24 protein-coding genes are annotated in these 25,364 nt (G+C 45.5%); 9 read left to right on the top strand and 15 right to left on the bottom strand.

The genetic code is table 11. The annotated features are described in order from the left end of the window. Positions 1–82 precede the first annotated feature (82 nt). Positions 83–1,252 (top strand): FG-GAP and VCBS repeat-containing protein, encoded by a 1,170-nt coding sequence (locus tag L0659_RS23535; protein WP_235129024.1) that lies wholly within the window; start codon positions 83–85, stop codon positions 1,250–1,252. Positions 1,253–1,406: 154 nt separating this feature from the next. On the opposite strand, the gene L0659_RS23530 is transcribed toward L0659_RS23535, so the two are convergent. The 4 genes from L0659_RS23530 to panD form a co-directional block, all read right to left on the bottom strand. Further along, the gene (locus L0659_RS23530) at positions 1,407–2,087 is read right to left on the bottom strand and encodes a zinc metallopeptidase (RefSeq protein ID WP_235129023.1); all 681 of its coding nucleotides are present in this window, start codon (positions 2,085–2,087) and stop codon (positions 1,407–1,409) included. Positions 2,088–2,094: 7 nt separating this feature from the next. Next, entirely contained in the window at positions 2,095–2,583 is a 489-nt protein-coding gene (rfaE2, locus tag L0659_RS23525) for a D-glycero-beta-D-manno-heptose 1-phosphate adenylyltransferase (protein ID WP_026630551.1), read from the bottom strand. Between the two features lie 81 nt (positions 2,584–2,664). Continuing rightward, positions 2,665–3,696: a lysylphosphatidylglycerol synthase transmembrane domain-containing protein gene (locus L0659_RS23520; protein ID WP_235129022.1), complete on the bottom strand. Its 1,032-nt coding sequence runs from the start codon at positions 3,694–3,696 to the stop codon at positions 2,665–2,667. A 41-nt stretch (positions 3,697–3,737) separates the two neighbouring features. Continuing rightward, positions 3,738–4,088: an aspartate 1-decarboxylase gene (panD, locus tag L0659_RS23515; protein WP_235129021.1), complete on the bottom strand. Its 351-nt coding sequence runs from the start codon at positions 4,086–4,088 to the stop codon at positions 3,738–3,740. 188 nt (positions 4,089–4,276) lie between these two features. Between panD and L0659_RS23510 the strand changes: the two genes are divergently transcribed. After that, the gene (locus tag L0659_RS23510; RefSeq protein ID WP_235129020.1) at positions 4,277–5,749 is read left to right on the top strand and encodes a Gfo/Idh/MocA family protein; all 1,473 of its coding nucleotides are present in this window, start codon (positions 4,277–4,279) and stop codon (positions 5,747–5,749) included. A 224-nt stretch (positions 5,750–5,973) separates the two neighbouring features. Here the strand turns inward: L0659_RS23510 and panC are convergent, their stop codons facing one another. Further along, positions 5,974–6,816 (bottom strand): pantoate--beta-alanine ligase, encoded by an 843-nt coding sequence (gene panC / locus L0659_RS23505; RefSeq protein WP_235129019.1) that lies wholly within the window; start codon positions 6,814–6,816, stop codon positions 5,974–5,976. Positions 6,817–7,022: 206 nt separating this feature from the next. Here panC and L0659_RS23500 point away from each other — a divergent pair, with 206 nt between their 5' ends. The 4 genes from L0659_RS23500 (at position 7,023) to L0659_RS23485 (ending at position 11,402) form a co-directional block, all read left to right on the top strand. Further along, positions 7,023–7,829 carry a glycogen/starch synthase gene (locus tag L0659_RS23500; protein WP_026630556.1) on the top strand — a complete coding sequence of 269 codons (807 nt, stop codon included), beginning with the start codon at positions 7,023–7,025 and terminating at the stop codon, positions 7,827–7,829. Between the two features lie 220 nt (positions 7,830–8,049). Continuing rightward, positions 8,050–9,888 carry a glutamine--fructose-6-phosphate transaminase (isomerizing) gene (gene glmS / locus L0659_RS23495; protein ID WP_235129018.1) on the top strand — a complete coding sequence of 613 codons (1,839 nt, stop codon included), beginning with the start codon at positions 8,050–8,052 and terminating at the stop codon, positions 9,886–9,888. A gap of 140 nt (positions 9,889–10,028) precedes the next feature. Continuing rightward, on the top strand, positions 10,029–10,613 hold the full coding sequence (gene gldD / locus L0659_RS23490) for a gliding motility lipoprotein GldD (RefSeq protein ID WP_235129017.1): 585 nt from the start codon (positions 10,029–10,031) through the stop codon (positions 10,611–10,613). A 72-nt stretch (positions 10,614–10,685) separates the two neighbouring features. Continuing rightward, entirely contained in the window at positions 10,686–11,402 is a 717-nt protein-coding gene (locus tag L0659_RS23485) for a hypothetical protein (protein ID WP_235129016.1), read from the top strand. On the opposite strand, the gene L0659_RS23480 is transcribed toward L0659_RS23485, so the two are convergent. Continuing rightward, positions 11,399–12,196 carry an SDR family NAD(P)-dependent oxidoreductase gene (locus tag L0659_RS23480; RefSeq protein WP_235129015.1) on the bottom strand — a complete coding sequence of 266 codons (798 nt, stop codon included), beginning with the start codon at positions 12,194–12,196 and terminating at the stop codon, positions 11,399–11,401. The genes L0659_RS23485 and L0659_RS23480 overlap by 4 nt on opposite strands. 42 nt (positions 12,197–12,238) lie before the next feature. Continuing rightward, positions 12,239–13,957 (bottom strand): IlvD/Edd family dehydratase, encoded by a 1,719-nt coding sequence (locus tag L0659_RS23475; protein WP_235129014.1) that lies wholly within the window; start codon positions 13,955–13,957, stop codon positions 12,239–12,241. Between the two features lie 150 nt (positions 13,958–14,107). Between L0659_RS23475 and L0659_RS23470 the strand changes: the two genes are divergently transcribed. Beyond that, positions 14,108–15,322 (top strand): serine hydrolase, encoded by a 1,215-nt coding sequence (locus L0659_RS23470; protein WP_235129013.1) that lies wholly within the window; start codon positions 14,108–14,110, stop codon positions 15,320–15,322. Between the two features lie 3 nt (positions 15,323–15,325). Here the strand turns inward: L0659_RS23470 and L0659_RS23465 are convergent, their stop codons facing one another. Further along, a complete protein-coding gene (locus tag L0659_RS23465) occupies positions 15,326–15,718 on the bottom strand; it encodes a MerC domain-containing protein (protein ID WP_235129012.1) in 393 nt (130 codons plus the stop codon). A 233-nt stretch (positions 15,719–15,951) separates the two neighbouring features. Here L0659_RS23465 and L0659_RS23460 point away from each other — a divergent pair, with 233 nt between their 5' ends. Continuing rightward, positions 15,952–16,362 (top strand): Fur family transcriptional regulator, encoded by a 411-nt coding sequence (locus tag L0659_RS23460; protein WP_235129011.1) that lies wholly within the window; start codon positions 15,952–15,954, stop codon positions 16,360–16,362. Here the strand turns inward: L0659_RS23460 and L0659_RS23455 are convergent, their stop codons facing one another. The 7 genes from L0659_RS23455 to L0659_RS23425 form a co-directional block, all read right to left on the bottom strand. Then, complete coding sequence (locus L0659_RS23455; RefSeq protein ID WP_235129010.1) at positions 16,363–16,911, bottom strand: hypothetical protein; 549 nt, start codon at positions 16,909–16,911, stop codon at positions 16,363–16,365. Positions 16,912–16,947: 36 nt separating this feature from the next. Continuing rightward, the gene (locus tag L0659_RS23450; RefSeq protein WP_235129009.1) at positions 16,948–19,275 is read right to left on the bottom strand and encodes a TonB-dependent receptor; all 2,328 of its coding nucleotides are present in this window, start codon (positions 19,273–19,275) and stop codon (positions 16,948–16,950) included. A 126-nt stretch (positions 19,276–19,401) separates the two neighbouring features. Further along, entirely contained in the window at positions 19,402–20,463 is a 1,062-nt protein-coding gene (locus L0659_RS23445; RefSeq protein WP_235129008.1) for a 6-bladed beta-propeller, read from the bottom strand. Positions 20,464–20,533: 70 nt separating this feature from the next. Next, positions 20,534–21,493 (bottom strand): 1-phosphofructokinase family hexose kinase, encoded by a 960-nt coding sequence (locus tag L0659_RS23440; RefSeq protein ID WP_233795327.1) that lies wholly within the window; start codon positions 21,491–21,493, stop codon positions 20,534–20,536. A 134-nt stretch (positions 21,494–21,627) separates the two neighbouring features. Further along, positions 21,628–22,404: an SDR family NAD(P)-dependent oxidoreductase gene (locus L0659_RS23435; protein ID WP_235129007.1), complete on the bottom strand. Its 777-nt coding sequence runs from the start codon at positions 22,402–22,404 to the stop codon at positions 21,628–21,630. Between the two features lie 107 nt (positions 22,405–22,511). Next, entirely contained in the window at positions 22,512–23,756 is a 1,245-nt protein-coding gene (gene clpX / locus L0659_RS23430; RefSeq protein ID WP_235129006.1) for an ATP-dependent Clp protease ATP-binding subunit ClpX, read from the bottom strand. 254 nt (positions 23,757–24,010) lie between these two features. Continuing rightward, positions 24,011–24,685, bottom strand: a complete 675-nt coding sequence (locus tag L0659_RS23425) for a ClpP family protease (protein ID WP_026630572.1) — start codon at positions 24,683–24,685, stop codon at positions 24,011–24,013. Between the two features lie 249 nt (positions 24,686–24,934). On the opposite strand from L0659_RS23425, the gene L0659_RS23420 reads away from it, so the two are divergent. Next, complete coding sequence (locus tag L0659_RS23420; RefSeq protein WP_235129005.1) at positions 24,935–25,315, top strand: helix-turn-helix domain-containing protein; 381 nt, start codon at positions 24,935–24,937, stop codon at positions 25,313–25,315. The last annotated feature ends 49 nt before the right edge of the window (positions 25,316–25,364 follow it).

Below are 25,364 nucleotides of genomic sequence, written 5' to 3'. Positions count from 1 at the left end.
ATGCTGCTGTACGCTTTTTGAAGTATATTGTGAAAAAATATGCTTAAATAATTAGCAGGTCTTTTGGCCTGAATCCGAGACTATGAAGAGAAAATTATTACTTTTTGCCCTTATATGGGTCACAGCCGAAACGCTTGCCCAGACGGCGACTTTTGTGGGGGAAGTTATTGATGATAAGATCAGTATAGGTTATGGGGTAACGTCTGGTGATGTGGATGGGGATGGGAAAACTGATATTTTGCTGGCAGATAAAAAGGAAATTGTTTGGTATAAAAATCCTGGTAAAAAAGGTGAAAAGTGGACGCGTATCGTCATGGCGAGGGACCTCACCGAACAGGATAATGTGTGCATTGCAGCCAGGGACATTGACGGGGACGGGAAAGTGGAAGTGGCAGTAGGCGCCCAGTGGAACCCTTCGGAAACAAAAAATATAAAACAATCCGGCGCCGTATATTATCTCTCCGCGCCAAACGACCGCACGCAGCTTTGGGAACCGGTTCGATTGCACCATGAGGTTACCATCCATAGAATGCAATGGATCAAAACAGCAGAAGGAGGTTTTCAGCTCGCGGTGCTTCCGCTACATGGGGAAGGAAATTCGGGAGGAGAAGGCGCGGGTGTGAAGCTGATCGTATTTGATGTTCCTGAGAAAAAAATGGGCATATGGGGCTATGAACTGGTCGAAACCGGCATGCATATGACGCATAATTTACAACCTATGGAAGTCCCCGGCAGAATGGCCGGCCTGGCCGTTGCAGGCAAAGAGGGCGTTCAGGTTTTCCTGAATGGCGCAGACGGTTGGGCGCCATCAGGCACATGGATGGTCCCGGAAAGAGGAGTAGGGGAGATCAGGACGGGAAGTCTGGGCAAAAACCAATTATTCACAGCCACGATCGAACCGATGCACGGCACAAGCGTGGTCGTTTACTCAAAAGACAACCGCACAGTTTTAACTGATAAAATAAAAGAAGGCCACGCCTTATTATGCGCCGATTTCTTCGGCCAGGGCCGCGACCAGGTGGTCATGGGCTGGCGCAATCCTAATGTTAACGGAGAAACCGGCATCAGAATTTACGTAGGATCAGATCCCGAAGGAAAAAAGTGGCAGGAATATGCCCTGGATGAAAAGATCAAAATCGCCTGCGAAGATATTGCCGCAGCGGACTTGGATGGAGATGGGGATTTGGATATTCTGGCGTCAGGAAGATCGACGCATAATGTGGTTGTGTACTGGAATCAGAAGAAGAAATGAAAAAAGGTTGGGAAACATCGTTTCCCAACCTTTTTATTATAAGCCTAAGCTTTTTGCCTGTCAGCCTGAGCGGAGTCGAAGGCGCGTTCACCCAGGAGTAACGCGCCTTCGACCGCCCGGCGGCCCGGTCCGCTTAGGCTTACAGGCAAAAAGCTTAGTCCCTTCTCCCCATCAACAAGCTCACATAATAAAGCAATGTTGCAAGGGAACCGATTGCAGCAACCAAGTAAGTCCTGGCAGCCCATTTCAGCGCATCGGCCGACATCACATATTCTCTCTCATTTACAATCCTGTTATTTTTAATCCAGGCGAGTGCTCTGTTACTTGCGTCGTATTCAACAGGCAATGTGATAAAACTGAATAATGTTGTTGCGGCGAATAACGCTACACCGATTGCTAATGGAATAGGCGTTGTGTTCAATAAAACGATTCCTCCTAAAATGATCCATTGCATGTAAGATGAAGCAATGCTTAAAAAAGGCACCATTTGTGACCTGAACTGTAACCATTTATAAGCAGTAGCATGCTGCACGGCGTGCCCGCATTCGTGGGAAGCAACGGCCGCAGCGGATACGCTTCTTCCGTGATAAACATCCGGGCTTAGGTTAACTGTTTTATCCTGAGGATTATAATGGTCAGTAAGCCTTCCTTCGACCGATAAAACCCTTACATCATATATTCCGCTTTCACGAAGCATGGTTTCAGCGATTTCCTTTCCGCTCATGCCATTGCTCAACCCTACTTGCGAGTATTCTTCAAACTTACTTTTGAGACGCCATTGCACATAAAGGCTAATAAGCATCACCAAAATACCAATTACATATGCACCAGCCATATTTGTGTTAGTTATATCCTTGTTTTATTTTCTCAATCAGCGCGGTAGTCGAATAACCCTTTACAAGAGCGATCGTTTTTACCTCACCCCCTTTACCCAAAACAAAATCCGCGCCAGCAATAGTTTCAACGGTATAATCGTCTCCTTTGACCAAAATGTCAGGTTTTACGGCTTCAATCAACTGACTAGGCGTCGGTTCGTCGAACAAAATGACAGCATCAATGAATGAAAGCGCTGCCATTAATCTTGCTCTTGCATATTCATTGACAACCGGCCGCAATGGTCCTTTTAGCCTGCTGACAGAAGCATCTGTGTTCAAGCCCAAAACCAGCCTGTCGCCTAATGCGCGTGCTTTTTCCAGATAATCAATGTGTCCTAAATGAACGATATCGAAGCAGCCGTTTGTGAAAACTACTTTTTGTCCGGCGCGCTGCCAGTCTTCTATGGTTGGGATGGCTTCTTCCAGCCTTAATATCTTGCTTTCGGTAAGGTTCATGGGGTCTGTTAAATAGGGTTTGGGTAATGATAATACGTTATCATACTTTGTTTCAATATAGCCGGACTATAAAAACAACAATTAATTTTCGATTGTAACCCGACTGTCTTCGGAAACCGATTTTTTGTTTTGTACTAAAACGTATAGGAACGCAAGTGCACCGATAACCAGCATAAAAATCATTTGCGCGCCATGAATGAATGTAGCCAATGTTATCCCGTCGTTTTGTGATAACCCATACAAAATCATGACGTTACCAACCAGTAAGTGATAAGCGCCAATGCCACCTTGTGTGGGGGCGGTCATTCCGATAGCGCCAACAACCAACAATGTTAATCCAGCCAATGGTCCCAGATTGGACGTTTCGGGAATGCAGAAGAATAAGACGTAAGAAACGAAATAATAGAAAACCCAGATGGCAATTGTACTAAGAATGAACAAACCCGGGCTCTTTAATTTACGAATACTTAAAAACCCGTCCAGCATGCCCTTCCCAAATGTCAGGATCTTCTGAACAAATGAATTTCGCAGGATCTTCTCCCTTAATGCTGCATTTTTATAAATGATATAAACACCAATCACGCCAAAAAGCATGAATGCAGTGAGTATGCCCAGCAATGTTGCCGCTGAATCGCCCTGGCCGCCCGGAACTTTGCTTTGGAAAAAATCAGTGAAGAATGTGCTCAGACGGTCAAATTCGAGGATAAAATTTAATCCTATCATCAATAATAAAATCAGCACATCGAATATACGTTCAGCCACGACCGTTCCAAAGCTCAGGTTTACGGGAATGCGTTCCAGTCGGTATAATGTTCCGCAGCGGGTTACCTCGCCCATTCTTGGTACAATATAATTGGCAAAATAACCGGTTAAGACTGAAATAGAGCTGTTGAAAAGGCCGGGTTTGTGACCCAGCGGCTCCATTAACATGCCCCAGCGCCAGGCCCTCGTAATGTGAGCGCCAAGCAATAAAACGCACGATAGCGCAATCCATCGCCAGTCTGATTTGGCAAACCTGTCGAGCATTTCTGCAAAGTTGATGTCTTTAAAGACAAACCAGATCAGGCCGCCTGCGAGCGCGAGCGATATGATGTAACGTAAAGCGCTTTTCATAGCTATTTGAAAGATTTTGCGAACCTGTAAAGAAAGGAAGTTTAGACCACAAGATGGTTATTATGATCCGGAAACACGACCATGGGCTTGAATGTCTTCGCCTCATCCTGGCTCATGGAGCCATAAGCAATGATGATAATAATGTCGCCGATCTGAACCCTTCTAGCAGCCGCACCATTCAAGCAGATCATTCCTGAGCCTCTTTCACCTTTAATCACATAGGTTACAAAGCGCTCCCCGTTGTTATTATTGACAATGTGAACTTGTTCATTTTCAACTAATCCGGCGGCGTCTATCAGATCTTCGTCGATAGTAATGCTGCCTACGTAATTCAACTCCGCCTGAGTCACCTTAACGCGGTGAATCTTCGATTTCATGAGTGTTATTTGCATTACCGGGTAATGTAAGTCGGGAATTTATTAATGCTTATTCTCCCCAAAGTTAAGGGAATAATATACAGCCTTCAAAACATCGGCGTTATGGTTACGGTTCCCGTCCGGAAATCGGGAGGCTGCAAGTAATTATCATGACAAGTATGCTTTAAATATTATTATCCACTTTATCTTTTCTATCAAATCAGATGCGTTCAGAAAATAAACCGAAAGATGTGAAGCGCCGGGATTTTTTGCAAAAAGCAACGGCAGCAACAATTGGAAGTTTCTTTATTGTCCCACGCCATGTATTGGGCAAAGGCTTCCTGGCACCGAGTGACAAATTGAATATTGCAGGAATAGGGGTTGGCGGAAAAGGTTTTTCAGATACAAATAATGCCTGGAATAAAGGCGCCGAAAACCTGGTGGCATTATGCGACGTGGATTGGGGCCAAGCCAAAAAGAATTTTGAGCTCCATCCGACCGCAAAAAAATACAAGGATTTCAGAAAGATGTTTGATGAAATGGAAAAGGACATTGACGCCGTAACCGTTTCAACAACCGACCATATGCACGCCATTATCGCGATGGCAGCCATGCAGCGCGGCAAGCACGTATACGTGCAAAAGCCGTTGACGCATGACATTTATGAAGCGAGAATGCTTACCGAAGCGGCGCGTAAATATAAAGTAGTAACCCAAATGGGAAACCAGGGTGCTTCTAACCCTGCGCAAACCCAAATGAAAGAATGGTTTTCAAAGGGCTTGATAGGCAATGTGCACGAAGCACACGTTTGGACCAACCGTCCTGTGTGGCCCCAAGGAATTCCAGTTCCAACGGAAAAATTCCCTGTTCCGGCTGATATTGACTGGGAACTTTGGGTAGGATCTGCTGAATGGGTTGATTACAATCCGGCCTGGCACCCATTTAAATGGAGAGGGTGGTGGAATTTCGGCACAGGCGCACTAGGTGACATGGGCTGCCACCTAATCGACCCCGCTTTCCGCACATTAGGATTAGGTTATCCAACCGAACTGGAATGCAGCGTAGGGCAAGTTTTCATCAAAGACTGGACCCCGGAATACATTCCCGAAGGCTGCCCGCCATCATCAAGGGTTCAATTAAAATTCCCTGCAAACAAGATCAATAAGTCAGAAGTAACATTAACCTGGCACGACGGCGGCTTGCGTCCATTCCACCCGGAAATTATCCCGGCAAACGATCCGCTTGGCGAACCAGACAGCAGCAATGGTGTTTTGTTAATCGGTCAAAAAGGTGTGATGACTTGCGGGACATATGGTATTAACCCAAAAGTTTACCTGAACGACGGCACGAAGCTCGAATACAAGCAGGGTGATTTTGGAAACAAATACACCCCCATGCCGGAATTCGGTCACCACGTTTCCTGGACAGACGCTTGCAAAGCCGGTTTCAACAGCAAAGAACACAAAGCATTAACCTCATCATTCGATTACGCCGGACCATTAACCGAAACCGTAATCATGGGTAACCTCGGAATCCGCAGCTACAACCTGCGCACAGCAAAAGCAGATGGCAAAGGTTTTGACTATCCAGGCCGTAAGAAGTTGCTTTGGGATGGAAATAATATGAAAATCACCAACTTTGACGAAGCGAACCAGTTTGTGAAGAGGAAGTATAGAGGGGATTGGAAGTTGTCGTAGGGGGGAGAGGCCTTTATGTAGGCCTAGCTAACGCTTTCAGCCTGAGTTAACTAAGCTTATCAGACTAAGTTAACCAAGCCTCGTCAGCCTAAGCCAACCAAACCCTGTCAGCCAGAGCCAACCAAGCCCTGTCAGCCTGAGCGGAGTCGAAGGCACGTTACCAAGGAGTAACGCGCCTTCGACTCCGCTCAGGCTGACAGGGCTTGGTAGCTGCGAACAAGTTCCTAAAACACAACATTATCAATCAACCTAACCGGTCCAAGAAACGCTGCTACACAGATAGCATTCGTCTCAGCAGCGCCAATCGCTGAGATAGGCTGCAATGTTTTCACATCCGCCACTTCGAAATAATCAAGTTTAAATTCGGGAATGCTGTTGAATGCTTCGGTTGCTGCTGACATAACTTCATGTATCGCTTTTCCCGCTTGCAAATCCATTTTTGCTTCTTGCAAAATCCTGTAAATATGTGGAGCAATTGCGCGTTCTGCATCATTGAGCCTGCGGTTGCGGGAGGACATGGCCAGGCCGTCTGTTTCTCTTATGGTGGGGCAGACGATCAGTTCCAGGTTAAATGCCAGGTCGGCGACCAGCCTTTTGATAATTGAAACCTGCTGCAAATCTTTTTGACCGAAATAAGCGCGGTGGGGGCTGACGATGTGAAAGAGCTTGGAAACGACGATTCCTACACCATTGAAATGTCCTGGTCTTGACGCACCTTCCATGACGCTTTCCAGCGTGCCGAAATTGATAATCAGGGACGATTTTTCGGGATACATTTCCTCTACGGACGGTGCGAAAACGGCTGTGCAGCCTGCTCGTTCCAGCATTCCGCAATCTTCATCCATTGTCCGCGGATATTTCAGCAGATCTTCCGGGTTATTGAATTGCGTCGGATTGACGAAAATACTGGCGACCGTAATGTCATTTTCTTTAATAGATGCGTCAACAAGTGAAATGTGACCTTCATGCAGAGCGCCCATTGTCGGGATAAGCCCAATAGTTTTTTGCTCTAAAAGTTGTTGATCGAGGAAACTGCGCAGGCCTTTGATTGAAGTAAATACTTCCATTGAAAAAGTGGAATCAGAGGGAGTAATCAAACCGCAGCGAATGCTTTTCTATTATGTGAGCAGCCATCCGTGGGCGATGAAAAAAATTTGGAATGGGAATTCCCAAACTGAGCGCAATATGACATTTAGTTTGGAATATTTTTTGATTTTGCCATTTTTTTTGTATAATTTTGCAAAACTTTTTTTCACAAACTGCTAAAACATCTATGGAGAAACTACGAATTTTGTATGTAGCCAGTGAAATCAATCCTTTCCTCCAAACCACCGATGTTGCCGATTACGTTAGGAAACTTCCTCAGGCAATGCAGGAACGAGGTGCAGAAATCAGAATTCTTGTTCCCCGTTTTGGTCTTATCAATGAACGCAAAAACAGGCTTCATGAAGTAGTTCGACTGTCAGGAATAAATATTACCGTAGGAGATGAAGAAAAGCCATTAATCATTAAAGTTGCTTCCATTCCAAACGCGAAGCTGCAAGTTTATTTTATTGATAATGACGACTATTTTCACCGCAAATCGGTGTTCTTCGATAAGGAGAATAACTTTTACGACGATAATGACGAACGTGCGATTTTCTTCTGCAAAGGTGTATTGGAAACCGTAAAAAAACTGGGTTGGGCTCCTGACGTAGTGCATTGCAACGACTGGATGACGGCTTTGATTCCATTGTACCTGAAAACCACTTACCGTAACGATCCGATGTTTAAGGATACGAAAAGTGTGTTCACAGTGCATAATAACGCGTTTGACTACAAATTTGACGCAGATTTACACAACAAAGCGAAAGCAATGGATGTGAGTGATGAAGCTTTGGCTCATTTACGTTCTAATGATTTTGAAGGATTTGTAAAAATCGGTTGTGCATATGCGGACGCGGTTTTGAAAGCGGACGATCATTGCAGCGAAAGTCTGAACCAGATTTTCAACAATGCACCGAAACGCGTTGAGCTTGACGAGCAGGACGAGAAGTTCTCTGAATCATATTACAATCTGTATACGGATCTGATGAACTGATCAGAAACATAACACTGAACGGATGGCGGCCACAATGGTCGCCATTTTTTTTGTGCCAGTCGCAAAAGTCAATGTGCCTGATATTTATGATGTGTTCGAGCACTCTTACTAAATTGGATAATTTTTAGTAATTAATTAGAATATAGCTTGTTAAGCATTCCTGATTGCTATTTATTTGCACCGTATCATTCAACATACACTCAAATTAATTTCGTAAAATATGTGTGGAATTGTAGCTTATGTGGGAAGCAGAGAAGCTTATCCCTTAATTCTTAAAGGTCTTAAAAGATTAGAATACCGGGGTTATGACAGTTCCGGAATTGCATTGCTGGAAAATGACAAATTGGATATTTATAAGAAAAAAGGAAAGGTATCCGACCTCGAAAGTGAGCTTGCTTCCAAACATTTAACCGCCACAATAGGCATCGGCCACACGCGCTGGGCCACGCACGGAGAGCCAAATGACGTCAATGCGCACCCGCATTACTCCAACAACCGCAGGCTTTCCATCATTCATAATGGCATTATCGAAAACTATGCTTCGATTAAACAAAATCTGGTCACAAAAGGGCATAAGTTTCTGAGTGATACTGACACAGAAGTCCTTATTCATTTTATAGAAGACATTCAGCAGGAAACAGGCGGCTCGCTTGAATCTGCTGTAAAACACGCACTGAAAGAAGTCGTGGGCGCTTACGCGATCGTGGTCATGTCTGTGGATCATCCGGGACAGCTAATTGCCGCGAGAAAGGGAAGTCCGTTGGTGATTGGGATTGGAGAAGATGAATTTTTCTTTGCATCCGACGCTACGCCGATCATTGAGTATACCAAAGATGTGGTTTATCTGGATGATTATGAAGTTGCTGTGATCAGTGAAGGTCGGTTAAGCATTCAGAATCTCGATAACACAGAAACGATTCCTTATATCCAAAAGCTCGAAATGGAGCTGGAAACCATTGAAAAAGGTGGTTATGACCATTTCATGATCAAAGAAATTTTTGAACAGCCGCGTTCCATCGCGGACAGTATGCGCGGCCGGCTGCGTGCAGATGATGCACATTTGCAGTTGGGCGGACTGGCAAATTATCTTGATAAATTGGCAGAAGCTGATCGCATCGTAATCGTAGGCTGCGGCACTTCCTGGCATGCCGGTCTGGTCGCAGAATATCTTTTTGAAGAACTGGCAAGGGTTAATGTGGAGGTTGAATATGCTTCGGAATTCCGTTACCGAAATCCGGTTATTAATGAAAAGGACATTGTAATTGCGATTTCCCAATCTGGCGAAACGGCGGATACATTGGCTGCCATTGAGCTCGCCAAGTCAAAGGGTGCGACCATATTTGGTGTCTGCAATGTTGTGGGATCGTCCATAGCACGCGCAACGCATGCAGGCGCTTATACGCACGCAGGACCGGAAATCGGGGTGGCGAGTACGAAAGCATTTACTGCGCAGGTAACTGTGCTTACTCTGATTGCCATTGCTACGGCAAAGCGAAAGGGAACCATATCTGAAGAAACTTACCGTCAACTGCTCATCGAGCTGGAAACTATTCCTGCCAAGGTGGAAAAAGTGTTCGAGAATGCGGATAAGATCAAGGAGATCGCATTTATATTCACCTATGCACGCAACTTTATTTATCTGGGAAGAGGCTTGAATTTCCCGGTTGCACTGGAAGGCGCTCTTAAATTGAAAGAGATTTCCTACATCCACGCCGAAGGTTACCCCGCAGCAGAAATGAAGCACGGGCCTATTGCACTCATTGACGAGGATATGCCGGTGGTTTTTCTGGCGACGAAAGATGGTTCTTATGAAAAAATCGTTTCCAACATCCAGGAAGTCAAGGCGAGGAAAGGACGGGTAATTGCCATTGTAACTGAGGGTGATACGCTTATTCCAGGCATGGTGGATTTTGTGATTGAGGTGCCCAAAGTACATGAATTGCTGACGCCATTGGTTTCGGTAATTCCCTTGCAATTGCTGTCTTACTACATTGCGGTGATGCGCGGCAGAAATGTAGACCAGCCCCGAAATCTGGCAAAATCAGTGACAGTCGAATAGCATTTGATTTGTAATCGTTAAAAAGCGAAGTTGTCGTAAAGGCAGTTTCGCTTTTTATTTTGTACAAAACATTGCAGGAAATAATGTAATGTTGTTTTCGTTAAGTTTGCGCGTTCAGTTTTACAAAAGGGATCATTTCAATGTTTAAAAAAATACTGCTTTTCGCTGTCATATGCATTGTCTCCGCATCATGCAGTAAAAAAGAAGCCAGTTATGTGCCTAAGCCCAAAGGGTTTAACCGGGTAGACCTGCCACCGCACGCCTATCAAAAACTAGCGCAGGAGCACCCTTACACCTTCGAAATTTCCAGATTTGCAGAGGCTTTGCCCGACACTTTCCGAACCGCAGGCAAGCATTGGATTTTTATAAATTATCCTCAGTTCAAAGCCAACATTCAAATCACTTACAAAGACATTGATAATAATCCAGCATTACTAAAAGCCTACATTGACGATTCTTACAAGCTGGCCAGCAAGCATCAGATCCGCGCGTCGGCCATTCAGGAGCAGCGCGTTTTGAGCAAAACCGGTAAAACCGCCATTTTATTCAAAATCGAAGGCGATGTGCCCAGCCCTTACCAATTTTATACGACGGATAGCACAAAACACTTCATGCGTGGCGCTATTTACTTTCCAACTGCCACAAAAAACGATTCGCTGGCGCCCGTCATTGATTATTTGCAGAAGGACATGATCCAGCTTTTGAACACATTGAACTGGAGATAAAAAGCGAAAAGGTTTTGCTGCGGAATGCGCAAGGCTGTATCTTTGAAATTCTGACCTCAACATCCTAACACTATGGCTAAAAAGCAACCTAAGAACCAGCTACTTCTCGATTTTTCGGTGCGTGGTAACCGGATCGTCCTGCATCTTGGTCAGGTGGAAAGTCAGCGGCTGGCTGATTCGCTTTTTGAGGGATTAGTGAATGGGGATTGGATGATAGAGCCTGCGGGCGCGGTTGCAGACATTTCTTATGCGCAGGACATTGTGCACCAGATCGGTCACAAACTACCTTATCCTGAGGGAATTAAAATTGCCCAGCTGCATCATGTTGATCCTAATTTTAAAGGCTTTTCTGCGATTTATCGGCAAAAAGGATGGGTGTTCGTCAATGCTGCTTCGGAAATAAATGAGCGGAATTACCACATTCATTTGTTGACCGTTTCACTCGGTTTGCATACATTATATACAAATACAACTTCACTAGCTGCACGTTCCGAAAGATTGATATTCGAAGCATTGTTGCCTTTTGAAGAAGTGGAGAGCTTTTTCAGGAATGACATTTCTAAAATACCGGATTTCCTCGCTTCTGATATAGCCAATTTCTTTAAAGTCCCATTCCCGATGGTGCTGAAAAGAGCGTTGACATTGAAAATCATTACAGATGCTCAGTATCGCACATTCATGACGGTTATTCCCGTCGCCTCTTCCAAGCCGCGCGAGCTTTTCGTGTCTCCCGACGGGAACATTGATGACCTGGAAGCACAGCTGTTTTCCCAGGGAATGGAGGACTAATCTTTATTTACATGTAAGTTGCTTAGGTCGGGTAGGGGGCTTACCGAAGTCCATCCACCGTCCACAACCAGGCTTTGTCCCGTAATGTGCCCGGAATGCGGGGATAGGAGGAATAAAGCAGCATTGGCAATGTCTTCACAAATTGCCGGCCGGCCCATAGGCGTAATTGCAGACCACATTTTAGGGTAAGTCGGATCTTCGGCCAATGTTCTTTCAGTCAATGTTGCGCCGGGTGCTACGGTGTTAATGGTGATCCCGAATGGGGACAGTTCCAGCACAAGGTTTTTAGCCAGCATTTCCAATCCCGCTTTCGTCATCGCATAGGCGCCCAGAAACTGGTGCGCCTGATGTCCGACCACGGACGACATCAGCAATATCCTGCCACCCGCTTTTTGCGCACGCATTTGTCGCGCAGCAGCTTGGGTAAGTAAGAAAGATCCCATCAGGTTTACTTCCAGGACCTTTCTCAAATTTTCTTCCGGGTAAGTAAAAAAGTCTCCGAAAAGCGTAATACCTGCATTTGCAACCACAATGGAGAGTTTTCCAAAACATTTGACAGCCTCTTCCACCATGCCTTCAATCACTTCAACTTTCGAAGCATCGCCCGCAAATGCAACACATTCTCCTTCCAGACTCCGGATCTTGCTTGCCGCTTCTTTGGCTAAGTCCTCGTCAAAGTCATTCAAAATCACGCACGCGCCCTGGGACGCGAGCTGTTTGGCTATCTCAAATCCGATTCCCTGTCCCGCTCCCGTTACAATCGCTACTTGATTATCAAATAATTGGCTGCTCATTACAATGTTATCATTTTGAAAAGGCTATGAACAGCCTTTAACTTAATGCGAATCTCTTGTTACCTTATCTCCTGAGCCTCCTACAAGGAAGTCCAGATCGGCACCTTCGTGCGCTTGCATCACGTGGTTAATGTGCAGGTTCACATAACCTCTTTTATAGCCCATCTCCAGTGGCTTCCACGATTTACCGCGTTCTGCCAGCTCTTCATCCGACACTTCGAGGTGCAGTTTTCGGTTTTCAACATCCAGTACAATGTAATCACCGTCCTGCACCAATGCCAGGGTCCCACCGACAGCTGCTTCCGGGGAAACGTGCAAAACAACCGTTCCAAATCCGGTCCCGCTCATGCGCCCGTCAGAAATCCGTACCATGTCGATCACCCCCTGGGCAAGCAGTTTTTTAGGCAATGACATATTTCCTACTTCCGGCATTCCCGGATAACCTTTCGGTCCTACGTTTTTTAGAACCAAAACACTGTTTTCATCCACATCCAGGTCCGGATCGTCTAGGCGTGCCTTATAGTCGTCAATGTCTTCAAACACGACTGCCCGCCCGCGGTGCTGCATTAATTCCGGTTTCAATGATGCCGAAGGCTTGATAACCGCACCATTTATGCAAAGATTACCACGCACAACGGCGAGTCCCGTCAGATCCTTAACGGGCTCGGTAAGCGTCCCGATCACTTCCGGGTCGAAACATTCCGCTGTGCTGCAATTTTCGGCCATTGTCTTACCATTGGCCGTAATTACATTCGGATGAAGCAATGAGAGCATTTCCTTGATCACGACAGGCAAGCCGCCCGCATAATAGAAATCTTCCATAAAATAGCCACCGGAAGGCTGCAAATTAAGCAGGAGAGGCACTTTCGCACAAAGCGCATTGAAATCATCCAAAGAAAGATCCACTCCAATCCGACCTGCAATGGCCAGAAGATGTATGACAAAGTTCGTTGATCCGCCAATCGCTGCATTGAGCATTATAGCATTCTCGAAAGCTTCTTTAGTTAATATTTGGGACAGGCGCAGATCTTCGTGCACCATCTGCACAATCCTGCGTCCCGACAGATGGGCAAGCACTTTTCGGCGTGAATCCGCTGCCGGAATAGCAGCATTTTCTGGCAATGTTAAGCCAAGCGATTCCACCATACAAGCCATGGTCGAAGCTGTTCCCATCACGGCACAATGTCCGTTGCTGCGACACATGCAGGCTTCTGAGGTTGTGAATTCTTCCTGTGTAAGGTCGCCTTTCCGGTACATTTCGCTGAACCGCCAGATGTCGCTCGTGCCAATGCTTTTGCCTCTGTAACGGCCGGTCAGCATAGGGCCGCCGGAAACTACGATTGTGGGAATATCTACGCTGGCAGCGCCCATAACAAGCGAAGGCGTGGTTTTGTCACAGCCACAAAGCAGCACAACGCCGTCAACCGGGTTGGCGCGGATCGATTCTTCCACATCCATACTCGCCAGGTTTCGGTAGAGCATGGCCGTAGGTTTCATCAATGTTTCGCCCAGGGACATAACCGGAAATTCAACCGGGAAGCCGCCTGCTTCCCATACACCGCGTTTTACGGATTCCGCCAGTTCCCGAAAGTGGCCATTGCAAGGCGTTAATTCCGAAAATGTATTGCAAATTCCGATTACCGGTCGTCCGTCGAATTCATCTGCCGGGTAACCCTGGTTTTTCATCCAGGCCCTGTATATAAATCCATCCTTACCAGACTTCCCGAACCATCCGCGGCTGCGCAATTTGTTTTCTTCCATTATTCGCCCATGTTTATATTCAAATAAGTAAAGGCCGTTATCAGTAAAATATAATTCCGCCAGCCCTTTAAAATAAATATTGTATCTTCGTTTTACACGTGCCCAGGGATTTCCATGATTTTGTTACGAGGTTATAAATTGTTGCTATACTTGCTTTTACCATTGGTTTCATTGCCTTCTCCAGCACAATTTCAGGCCGACAATTTCATTGAAAAATTACTCAAAAAGCATCCCGAAAGGTTTGCCGAATTGCTCAAAGATCCAGACAAATATCAAATCCAGATCCTGTATACGAAGATTGACCGGAACCGGAAAAACGAGCCGCATTTCACCACGCACCGGTATCAGGTCAATAATTCGAAATACTTTTATCCCGCAAGCACAGTAAAGCTCCCCGCCGTCGCGCTGGCTTTTGAAAAACTGAATAAACTGGGCATTGACAAAAATACGCCCATGTTCACCGGCGCCGAAAGACCCGAACAAACCGCAGTAAAATCTGATACAACTGCCGAAAACGGCGTTCCTTCCGTTGCACATTATGCTAAAAAGATCCTGCTGGTAAGTGATAATGATGCATTTAACCGGTTGTATGAATTTATCGGGCAGGAAGCGTTTAATGATTCGCTCCACAAAAAGGGCTTTACGAATACAAGGATCACCCACAGGCTGGAATCACCCATAGGACCTGAAAACAACAGGTATACCAATCCCATCCGGTTTGAAAAGGATGGCAAGGTAATTTTTGAGCAGCCAGCGAAATATGCAGCAAAAGAACTCAAATCGCCGACGCCTGTTTTGTTGGGGAAAGGTTATATGAAAGACAATGTGCTGGTGAATGAGCCTTTTGATTTTTCAAGTAAAAATTACTTCGCACTGGAAGATCAGCACCGGTTACTGAAAACGCTATTTTTTCCTGAGCAGGTGCCTGCGAGCCAGCGGTTTAACCTTACCCCGGACGATTATCGTTTTATATACCAATACATGTCCCAGTTCCCGGTTGAGACGAGCTTTCCGGAACATTATACGGATGATTACTACGATGGTTATGCAAAATTTCTGCTTTTTGGAGCCACTAAAACGAGGTTACCAAGGCACATCCGGCTTTTTAATAAGGTAGGCGATGCTTACGGCTTTCTCCTGGATAATGCCTATATCGCAGATTTTGAGAAGGGAATTGAATTTATGCTGACTGCGGTTATCTACTGCAACGAAGATCAAATCTTCAATGATGATCAATATGATTATGAAAAGGTGGGCTTTCCTTTCATGACCAATCTCGGCAAGACAATTTTTGAATATGAGTTAAATCGTAAAAGGCCTCACAGGCCGGATTTAAGCAGATTTGAAGTAGAATACGACAAGTAAAAGTCAGGAAACTTTCCACTTCATCTTCGGTGCGATCTGGCAAATGTACAGATTGATCAAATGTCCGATGATCAGCAATCCGGAGCCAATATAACCCAGCCAGGTAAATACAGGATGTGCTGCTTCGAAAATCAGTGAAACGGAGAATAGCGCCAACGAGCCCCAAAGAATCGTCCTTACTGCCACAGATTTATGGTTTTTGGTCGCAAAATAAACGGCAACTCCATTGATCAGGATAAACAGATAGTCGAGAGAAATAAGGCCTGCATGGTCGTGATGCGCAGTCATCGTCGTGCCGAATGCCAGTGCAGGCATCAGCAGGCAATGCACGATGCATAACACAGAACCCAGGATTCCGATATAATCTGCTTTGCTATGTGAGTGTTCTGCTTTCATCCTATATACAATAACGTTGCAAAAATAAACCTATCCGCTATCACTTGCAACAAAGTTGCACAATTATTTTTCTTAAAAGCGGGCTCCTGATTTTCAGCATTAACCAAATCGCTTTTGAAATTGTAGCAGTTAGAACTTAACTTTGGCAGGAAAGGTTTTGTAAAAAGTATACCCAGTATGGAATACCCGTACGGAATATCGGTATGGGGTTCCAAAATTAATTATTGGAAAAAATGGATCAGTTAAGAGAAACATTGAAAGGGCATCATCTGCGGACGACAACATGCCGTGAAGATGTACTTTCTACATTTATAACTAAGAAAAATGCGTTGTCTCATGGTGATCTGGAAGGAGCGCTGGGTGAGAACTACGATCGGGTGACCATTTACCGCACATTAAAAACCTTTCTTGAAAAAGGCATCATTCATAAGGTGCTGGATGATGAGGGATTGCGCTATGCATTATGCTCGCACAATTGCTCGGAAGAGAAGCACCATCACGACCATATCCACTTCAAATGCAGTGAATGTGGAGAAACCAATTGTCTTGAGAATCTACACATTCCTGCCGTTCAATTACCCAATGGTTACCAGCCTGAAAATTTCAATCTGTTGATCCAGGGCGTTTGTCCAAAGTGCGGTTAATTATTGCACTTTCAAGTTAAAATCCAGATTCACATCGTCGCTTCCAGGTCCTGGCGTTCCATTTTTAGAGCCAGGCTGGTGCCGCAGCTGAACCTTCATTTTTCCCAATCCTGCGGCAGTAGTCACTGCTTTCCCGGTTAACCCGATCGCATAATTGTTCACATCCTTATCGCCATAAGTGTAAGTAAGCAAGGTGGATGGTGAAGGCGTGTACACAAAAAGGTGCTCGTCAGATTCTTCCGCAACTTCTTCGGTAATGTTGCTTGCGGGCGTTTTGCTTTCGTCTAGAAGTTCAATGGCTAATGTGTAGGTTTTGTTGGGTTTCAATGCAATCGTATCAAATGCAGTTGGTGCATTTCCACCGTCCCCATCGGCATCTTTGTACGAAAATGACTGTACATTGGTTGTTCCTTCCTCTGTGAATTTTAATGTTACGGAAGTGATCAATTCGTTTTCATCGTCAATCTGGACATCGTCTCCGGCATCTTTGCATTGTGTAAAGGACACGGCCGCAGCCAAAAGCAACATGGAGGAAATTTTGCGGGTCATTCTCATAGGTAACGGATTTATGTAATTGAGTAAAAATTAATCATATGCGCCAAACTTCCATTTCAGGCGCAACGAAACATTGCGGCCCATATCGTCAGCGTAATATCTGAACCGGTTCAAATAGTCGCGGTAAGCGACATTGAAAATGTTTTGAACTGATAATCCGACTTCCAGCTGCTGTTTTTCAGTAACATGAAAAGTTGTCCCCACCTGCGCATTCCACAACGAATAAGCTTTCGGGGGAGCCAAAAAGTCACTGGCTGGCGGCACACGCTTTTGCTGCGCTACAAATAAATTTCCAATTGAAAAATAAGCCTTATGCCATTTCGCATCTTCCGGCAGCTCGTATTTGATCTGATTATCGATCCTATTGGCAGGAATTAATACCAGATAATTGTCATTCCGTCGGTCATAAACACGCAGATAGCTCAGCTTGCTCGAAACGGTCGTGTGTTTCATAAACTCCCAATTTGCTGAAAGGTCTATTCCTTTGAAACTGGCGTCTGTTTGGGTGTATTTAAAGTATGGAAATGCACCGCGAACGGTCAGAATGGGTTCTGGTTGTGGTTTTAGGTAAATAAAATCAGAGATAATGTTGTAGTAACCGCCGATCTCAGCTGTAAATTTTGGGCTGGCGTATTTTACGCTGGCAATGGTGTTCAGCGCCTTTTCTGCTTTTAATGTTGCATCGCCCTTTTCGAAAGCTGCCGCACCATGATGCACGCCGTCGCTGAACAATTCGCTCACATTAGGCGCACGCCATGCAGTTCCAAAATTCAGTCTGGCAGAAAATTTTTCAGAGAAATTCCGGGTTGCTCCCAATGTTCCCGAGAAATTGGCAAACTTAAAATCCTGTGAAACTTTCTCACGGTTAACGATCCTGAAAGACGTCAGTGAGCGGTAGTCATAACGCGCCCCTGCTTCCAGTTCCCAGCCATTGGTCACATAGCGTTCCATCCAGAAAAAACCAATGTTGAACTGATTGAAATTGGGAATGAGCGGCCGGCCGTCCATTAAATTATACTGGTATAATGTGCTGATCCCGAGCTGCCCGGCAAGTTTCCCGGCGATGGGCTTATGATCCCAAATCACATCGTTAGTTAATGTGGTCAGTTTGAATGTCAGCTCCGGCTTGTTGAGCGCTGCTATGGAATCGTTTCTGGGGCGGTGTAAATCAAACTCGTTCCGGTCATTCAATTGCCGCGCAATGGTCCATTGAAAACGGTTGCCATTTTGAAAATGATAATGTGTCTCCGCTTTAATAAGCTCGTGGCTCACATTCTGATTAGGCCTGGCAATGTTGTAACTGAAACCAGATTTAACAAACGGCTCGCCATTTTCAATCACACTCAGAAGATCCGTAACGCTGCCGATGTGCGAGCCGGAAAATATGCCGATCTGCGTATCAAAACGACTGTAAAAGACATCAATTCCGAAACCCTTGTTACGATAACCCGCTGCCAGTGAGAAGTTTTTTTCACTAATTCCTGTGTTATCCAGGAAATAACCGGGCGTTCGGATGTTACCGCCTCTTTTTATCGTTCCCTGCGCTCTCCATCCAAACCCTTTAAAACCCTTGATACTGCCTTGCAATGTTCCCGACAAAACGCCTTGCCTGCCATTGGTAAAACCCACCGCATTCACTTCGCCACTTAATGCCTTATCAAAAGGAAGCTCTTCCGGCTCCACGAGAATGACGCCGCCAATGGCATCTGACCCGTAGCGGACACCAGCAGCGCCTTTCACAACAGATAATCGGGTTGCAATGAATGGATCAATTTCCGGTGCGTGCTCGGAGCCCCATTGCTGGCCTTCCTGCCGCACACCATTGTTCATGATCAGGATCCGGTTGCTATGGAGGCCGTGAATGACCGGTTTTGAGATCGATGAACCTGTTTGTAAGGAAGTAACGCCGGTAAATCCCTTTAAACTTTCTGCCAGATTTTGCCCCCGCGTTTTGTCAAGATCAGCCCCTGAAATAGTCGACAATGGCTGGGAACTAGGCGCGTCGGTCCTGTGCGCAGTAATTTCAACATCCTTTAAATGTACTTCCTGTTCCTCAAGATTGAAATTTTCTTCATGGCCGGCAGTTAGATCCAGCTTTTCACGGAAAGGATTGTAGCCGATGATCCTGCATTCCAATGTATAAGCGCCCGGGCAAAGGTTCCGCAACTCGTAACGCCCGTTTTCATCTGTAAAAACACCACTGTTTTTTCCGACTATCAGGACAGTAGCGCCCACAATCGGTTGTCCCGTATGCTGATCCTTCACCACACCCTTTACAAAGCAAGCGCAATCCGAAGTTTGGGCGCGTAAAGCAAAGGAAGTCAGTATAAGGAAAAGACTGAATACAATCCGGTTCATTGTCAGCACGGTATGCACTATATCAAAGTTCTAGTAACAAAAACGTGTTACAATGTTGCAAAAATATAGCATTTGCAACTGTGTTGCAAATTATGACAAGAACAATTTTCTTATTTTAATGGAGATTTAAACTCTTTCCAGCTTGATAGGATATGTTTTCTTCGCGTTCCACTGGCACACGTAAATGTTTTCATCCTGGTCCACGCACACATCGTGGCAATGCATGAAGATGGGCTTTTCTTGCAACATTAGCTGCAACTCGCCATTTTGATAAACGGGTTTGGTGCCGCCCGGATTCGATATTACTTTATTATTTTTATCGATAATCGTCACAAAACCAGAGTTAGGCGTCTGGTTCAGATAGCGCAATCTCGACCAGCAAACGCCTGCGAAAAGCGTGTCTCCATGAAATACCGGGCGGCAAACGAATGCGCCGGGTAGGAACAATGTGCTGAGATATTTTCCGTCTAATGTAAATTTCTTGAAAGCATTGTGTGCGCGGGAAGTGATCAGCAATGTTGGATTGGCTTTGTCACGGTAATCGATGGATATGCCGTGCGCCGTTGAGAACTGTGCGTCACCATCTCCCGATCCGCCGAATTTATCAATGAATTCTCCTTTTTGATTATATCTTAAAATCCATTGAGAACCGTAACCATCTGCAACATAGATTGTTCCATCTGGCCCAATCGCTGTTTCCGTAGGTTTGAATGGATCAGCTTCCTTATAAGCGCCAACTTTGGAAGGGTGCTCAATAGTAAGCAGAATTTTTCCTTTCAAATCTGTTTTGAAGACCTTACCCAGGTTGGGATCGCTGATAAACAGGAATTCCTCTCCATTCGCATTCCAAAGCGTAAGGCCGTGACCGCCAGGAAATTCGTGTCCCCAGGTTTCCAGCAATTTGCCTGATCTGTCGTAAATGAGAATGTTGTTTTTGACCTCATCGCCCACCATGATCAGCCTCCCTTTGCTGTCCTGCACCATTTCGTGGCAGTTGTTAACCGGGAATTTGGCAGCGTCCAGATTGCCCCAGCTTTGGTGCACTTTGTATTTATAGGATCCATGACCGATCACTTCTCCATCCACTTTTGGTTTGGCATGAAGAATATAAAACGGCTTGAATGTTATGGCAGCAGCAGTTAATGCTGTTAATTTGGCAAAATCACGGCGGGTATGTTGTTCAGGCATAACGAATGTTTTCTATGCAAAAGGCAGCTGCAAGAAAATCTTACTATTTTACCTTTTCACATAAAAAAAATCAGCTCGCAGAATAGCGTTTGCCGTAACGGTTGAGCCAATCCATCAGTCGGTTCACATCCTGCATTTTAAACAGTTCGCTTCCCGAGTTCATCGTCGCGGCAGTTCCGCACGCAACGCCCATTCGCACCGCTTCCCGCACCGATTTTCCCTGGGATAATGTCCAGATAATTCCTGCAAGCATGCTATCGCCCGCGCCAACTGTGCTTTTTGGTTCCACAGGAGGAGCCGGAATGTGTTCAACCTGGTCTTCCGTAACGAGCATCGCGCCCATGGCACCCATCGAAACAACAACTATTTCACATTGTCCGCGGATGATCAATGCGCGTGCAGCATCGTCCACTTCGTCCAGTTCGAGTTTTTCAACGCCTACCAGCTCGCTCAGCTCGTCAATGTTGGGTTTTAATAAATAAATCCCCGCTTCCGTGGCATAGCGAAGCGCGTCACCCGATGTGTCGGCAATGAACTTAGCACCTTGCTGGTTGGCGATTTTGGCAATTTGTCCGTAAAAATCCGCCGGAACGCCCGGGGGCAGACTTCCGCTGGCGATAATGTAGGATGGTTTTGGGTCAAGTTCTTCCAATGTTTCGAGAATAGAACGCACCTCAGTAGGCATCATTTCCGTCCCGGGCATCCCGAAACGATATTGAAAACCAGTGCTCGTTTCCAGAACGTGGAAGTTTTCGCGGGTCCATTGTTTCGTTTCAATCACCATTGTTTCAACGCCTTCCGCTTTCACCAATTTGTGCAAACGCTGACCTGTCGGTCCGCCAATCGTGAAAATAGCGATTGGGTTTCCGCCCAACCTGTGTACGGCTTTGGCTACATTAATGCCCCCGCCGCCTGCTTCGAAGTTCGGGGCATCGCAGCGCAGTTTATTGTCGGGCACAATGCGTGAAACATTGGAGCTTTTATCCAGGGCGGGATTAATTGTAAGCGTTACAATGGGGCCGGTTGCCATATATTTCTATTGCGTAAGTTAAAAACCAACAAGTCCGAAAGAACTTATCAAACGAATTTACGCGAATAAAAGAAAAAAAGCGATTTGTGATGCAACCCGCACCATTTCTTCACACAACAATGATTGATCAGCGCTTAGAATTGCCCATCCGTTATTTCCCAACCTCCGTCCACTGTGAAGATCTGTCCGGTAGTAAAACGGGCATAATCAGACATAAAATACACCGAAGCACCATCCAAATCGCCTGGTAAGCCATAACGGCCGCCATCGAGCGGTTGCTTGCTTCTGATATAATTGTCTGATGCTTCCGAACTGTTTTCAACGCCTTCAATGATTCCGGGCGTTAATACATTGACGCGGATGTTTTTGGAAGCATAGGAAGCTGCAATGGATTTGGAAAAGCCAATGACGGCAGATTTCGCAGTGGCGTACGCGTGATTGGCAAAATGTTGTGAAGCCGGCGCATGGGCCAGGACAGAGCTCATATTCAGGATGCTGCCGCCTTTGTTCATGCCCATAAATGTGCGGATAGCAGCCTGGTTTGACAACATTAAGGAGGTTAAATTCAGATCTAGTGTCTTGTTCCAGCCTTCCAAAGACAGTTCATGCAAAGGACCATCGCCGAATTTCTCACCGCTTCCGCCGGCAACATGGTATAACCCATCGAAACTTCCAAATTCACGAATACAAAGTTGAATGGCATCTAATGCAGTTTGGGGATGCGTCGCGTCGCCTTGTTTGGCGCGGGCGGTGTTGCCCAGATGCAGCTCGGCAACGAGGCAATTTTCCGGGTTTCGGCCTACAACAACCACATTGGCACCATTTCTTACAAAAGCCTTAGCAGCAGAAAAGCCCAGCCCAGTCGTTCCTCCGATAATTACAATAGACTTATTTGCTAACCAATTTTCCATTTTATTCAATCAATTTTAATGCAAAATAGGACTATTGCCATAAAAAGTAAAACGCCCTGGATTCCGAAGAGGAAAGCAGGGCGTTCTAAATATAATGAATCGCTTTTTTAAGCCACTGAGCGCAGTAACGACATCGAAGATTTCTCGAACTTGTCTTTCGCGTAATCCAGTGAAAGCGTGAATTCTTTTACGTCTTTTTGAGAAGGCAGGTCAAACATGGCGTCGGTCATGATGGACTCGCATATCGCGCGCAAACCACGCGCACCTAGCTTGTACGTCATAGCCTGATCAACAATAAAGTCCAGCACTTCGTCTTCAAAGTGAAGGGTTATGCCTTCCATGGAGAACAATTTTGCATATTGTTTTACCAATGCATTTTTAGGCTCGGTCAAAATCCTCCGCAATGTTTCGCGGTCTAGTGGATTCAAATGCGTCAAAACAGGCAGACGACCGATCAATTCAGGGATCAGACCGAAAGATTTAAGGTCCATGGCTGTGACGTAACGCATCAGATTTCCTTTATCGAAGATCTCAATAATGCGGTTATCACCTGAAAAACCAATCGGACGTGTGTTAATGCGTTTTCCAATATGACGTTCAATGCCGTCAAAAGCGCCGCCGCAAATGAACAGGATGTTTTCCGTGTTCAAAGTGATCATTTTTTGATCCGGGTGCTTGCGGCCGCCTTGTGGTGGAACATTAACAGACGAGCCTTCCAATAATTTCAAAAGTGCCTGCTGAACGCCTTCGCCACTCACATCGCGGGTAATTGAAGGATTGTCCGATTTACGGGCGATTTTATCAATTTCATCAATATAAACGATCCCGCGCTCGGCTGCTTCCACATTGTAATCAGCAGCTTGCAGCAATCTTGTCAAAATTGTTTCAACATCCTCACCTACATAACCCGCTTCCGTCACAACCGTAGCATCCGCCACACAGAAAGGAACTTGCAGAATGCGTGCGATGGATTTGGCCAGGTATGTTTTACCCGTTCCCGTTTCGCCCACCATGATAATGTTCGACTTTTCGATCACAACATCATCGTCTGTGGATGTTTGGTTGAGGCGCTTATAGTGATTGTAAACGGCAACTGCCAATGAGCGTTTCGCTTCGTCCTGGCCGATCACATATTGTTCGAGAAAATGCTTGATTTCGTGAGGAGGAATCGGTTTTAGCTTCGGTAACTTGGTCTTTTTCTCTTTTTTATCTTCTTTGGACCCCAACTCCTCTGTTATTACCTGATGTCCCTGCGCAATGCAGTGATTACATATATGTGCATCGATTCCGGAAAGTAATAAATCTACTTCGTTTTTCTTACGTCCGCAGAACGAACAACTTACTTGTGCCATTGATTTCGCTGTATTTAAAATAATTGCAGGTTTGTCGCCAACTTGAACTTGCTGATTGAGTACAAACCAGGAGCCACATTAACAAGAAGACTGAAATTAATGTTTCAAAAATCTTACCTATGTTAACCTGTGTAAAGACATTATTACAAATTTCCGGTTTTTTGTCGGGGTTACCAAATCGGCACCGGGCCTTATAATAAGAACCGCCCGGACAGGGAACCTATCCGGGCGGTTAAAATACAGGCATTAAGACCTTATTTGTCTCTTGTCAAAACTTCGTCGATCAGGCCGTAATCCTTTGCTTCCAAGGCTTTTAACCATTTGTCGCGATCGGAATCGATGGCGATTTGCTCAGGCGTCTGACCCGTGTGGTTTGCCAGGATTTCGTACAACTCGTGACGCAGTTTTACGATCTCACGTGTCGTGATTTCAATGTCAACCGACGTTCCCTGCGCGCCGCCCGATGGCTGGTGAATCATTACACGGGCATGTGGAAGTGCGGATCTTTTTCCTGCTGCGCCGCCTGCCAGAAGCACCGCGCCCATAGAAGCCGCAAGGCTCGTACAAACCGTCGCAACGTCCGGACGCACATATTGCATCGTGTCATAAATTCCCAAACCGGCATAAACCGAACCGCCAGGGCTGTTGATATACATTAATATATCTTTTTTCGCATCAGCAGATTCAAGGAACAAAAGCTGGGCAACGATAATGTTGGCAATGTTGTCATCAACACCGGTTCCCATAAAAATAATGCGGTCGGCCATAAGGCGCGAGAAAACATCAACTTCACGGAAGTTCATCGGACGCTCTTCAATCACTGAACGCGTCATATTTTCAACTGTGTGGTTTACGTAGCCGTCAACTGTAAGGCCATTCATCCCAAGGTGGTGAACGGCGTATTTTCTAAATTCATTTCCGTGGTTCATCGATCAACTTAAATTTTAATTGAAGTAATATTAAAGGGCAAATAATTAAAAGAACAAAAAGCGCTATATGTTAGTTTCTGATAATAATCCGGCCTCTTTATTCTTTGGATTTCACAAAATTGATTATTTCAGCGAATAATCCTTGTCTATTGAAGCGATAAATTATCGAAAATTGCGAGAGTCAGCAATGAAGGTCCTGATTACATTGCATTATGAATTGATTCAAAAGCAGAATATCATCCTATAGCTATGAATGTTGCATCAAACTTATCAGAAAGAATCCGCCTGATCCGGCTGCAAAAAGGTCTTTCTCAGGAAAACATGGCGGATATGCTTAGCCTGTCCACCACGGCATACGGTGATCTGGAAAGGGGAAGAACCGAATTGTCGGTTTCCAGGGTAGAAAATATCGCAAAATTGCTTGATGTCCCGCTGCCGGAATTACTTGGTTTCGACTCGCTTTCCATGTCAGAAACCGATTGGCTTCGTCAGGAAAATACACGGTTACTGGCCGAAAACCGGAGAATGCAGAACGAGCTCGACCAGTGGAAAATGAAATTCAAGCAATGGTTCGGCGACGGGATCATTCGGCACATTGGTGAAGAACGCGAACGCATTGGTTTTAAATAAAAACACCGTTCATGCAAAAGCAATGAACGGTGAAAAAAAAATATTAGTG

Origin of the sequence: Dyadobacter sp. CY347, from assembly GCF_021502655.1 — a bacterium.
Taxonomy (GTDB): domain Bacteria; phylum Bacteroidota; class Bacteroidia; order Cytophagales; family Spirosomataceae; genus Dyadobacter.
This window is presented reverse-complemented; position numbering and strand designations above follow the sequence as displayed.

What these genes read in the sequence shown, in the direction of transcription:
- L0659_RS23535 (WP_235129024.1), top strand. Translation starts at nt 83, where the DNA reads ATGAAGAGAAAATTATTACTTTTTGCCCTTATATGGGTCACAGCCGAA.
- L0659_RS23530 (WP_235129023.1), bottom strand. Translation starts at nt 2,087, where the DNA reads ATGGCTGGTGCATATGTAATTGGTATTTTGGTGATGCTTATTAGCCTT.
- rfaE2 (WP_026630551.1), bottom strand. Translation starts at nt 2,583, where the DNA reads ATGAACCTTACCGAAAGCAAGATATTAAGGCTGGAAGAAGCCATCCCA.
- L0659_RS23520 (WP_235129022.1), bottom strand. Translation starts at nt 3,696, where the DNA reads ATGAAAAGCGCTTTACGTTACATCATATCGCTCGCGCTCGCAGGCGGC.
- panD (WP_235129021.1), bottom strand. Translation starts at nt 4,088, where the DNA reads ATGCAAATAACACTCATGAAATCGAAGATTCACCGCGTTAAGGTGACT.
- L0659_RS23510 (WP_235129020.1), top strand. Translation starts at nt 4,277, where the DNA reads ATGCGTTCAGAAAATAAACCGAAAGATGTGAAGCGCCGGGATTTTTTG.
- panC (WP_235129019.1), bottom strand. Translation starts at nt 6,816, where the DNA reads ATGGAAGTATTTACTTCAATCAAAGGCCTGCGCAGTTTCCTCGATCAA.
- L0659_RS23500 (WP_026630556.1), top strand. Translation starts at nt 7,023, where the DNA reads ATGGAGAAACTACGAATTTTGTATGTAGCCAGTGAAATCAATCCTTTC.
- glmS (WP_235129018.1), top strand. Translation starts at nt 8,050, where the DNA reads ATGTGTGGAATTGTAGCTTATGTGGGAAGCAGAGAAGCTTATCCCTTA.
- gldD (WP_235129017.1), top strand. Translation starts at nt 10,029, where the DNA reads ATGTTTAAAAAAATACTGCTTTTCGCTGTCATATGCATTGTCTCCGCA.
- L0659_RS23485 (WP_235129016.1), top strand. Translation starts at nt 10,686, where the DNA reads ATGGCTAAAAAGCAACCTAAGAACCAGCTACTTCTCGATTTTTCGGTG.
- L0659_RS23480 (WP_235129015.1), bottom strand. Translation starts at nt 12,196, where the DNA reads ATGAGCAGCCAATTATTTGATAATCAAGTAGCGATTGTAACGGGAGCG.
- L0659_RS23475 (WP_235129014.1), bottom strand. Translation starts at nt 13,957, where the DNA reads ATGGAAGAAAACAAATTGCGCAGCCGCGGATGGTTCGGGAAGTCTGGT.
- L0659_RS23465 (WP_235129012.1), bottom strand. Translation starts at nt 15,718, where the DNA reads ATGAAAGCAGAACACTCACATAGCAAAGCAGATTATATCGGAATCCTG.
- L0659_RS23460 (WP_235129011.1), top strand. Translation starts at nt 15,952, where the DNA reads ATGGATCAGTTAAGAGAAACATTGAAAGGGCATCATCTGCGGACGACA.
- L0659_RS23455 (WP_235129010.1), bottom strand. Translation starts at nt 16,911, where the DNA reads ATGACCCGCAAAATTTCCTCCATGTTGCTTTTGGCTGCGGCCGTGTCC.
- L0659_RS23450 (WP_235129009.1), bottom strand. Translation starts at nt 19,275, where the DNA reads ATGAACCGGATTGTATTCAGTCTTTTCCTTATACTGACTTCCTTTGCT.
- L0659_RS23445 (WP_235129008.1), bottom strand. Translation starts at nt 20,463, where the DNA reads ATGCCTGAACAACATACCCGCCGTGATTTTGCCAAATTAACAGCATTA.
- L0659_RS23440 (WP_233795327.1), bottom strand. Translation starts at nt 21,493, where the DNA reads ATGGCAACCGGCCCCATTGTAACGCTTACAATTAATCCCGCCCTGGAT.
- L0659_RS23435 (WP_235129007.1), bottom strand. Translation starts at nt 22,404, where the DNA reads ATGGAAAATTGGTTAGCAAATAAGTCTATTGTAATTATCGGAGGAACG.
- clpX (WP_235129006.1), bottom strand. Translation starts at nt 23,756, where the DNA reads ATGGCACAAGTAAGTTGTTCGTTCTGCGGACGTAAGAAAAACGAAGTA.
- L0659_RS23425 (WP_026630572.1), bottom strand. Translation starts at nt 24,685, where the DNA reads ATGAACCACGGAAATGAATTTAGAAAATACGCCGTTCACCACCTTGGG.
- L0659_RS23420 (WP_235129005.1), top strand. Translation starts at nt 24,935, where the DNA reads ATGAATGTTGCATCAAACTTATCAGAAAGAATCCGCCTGATCCGGCTG.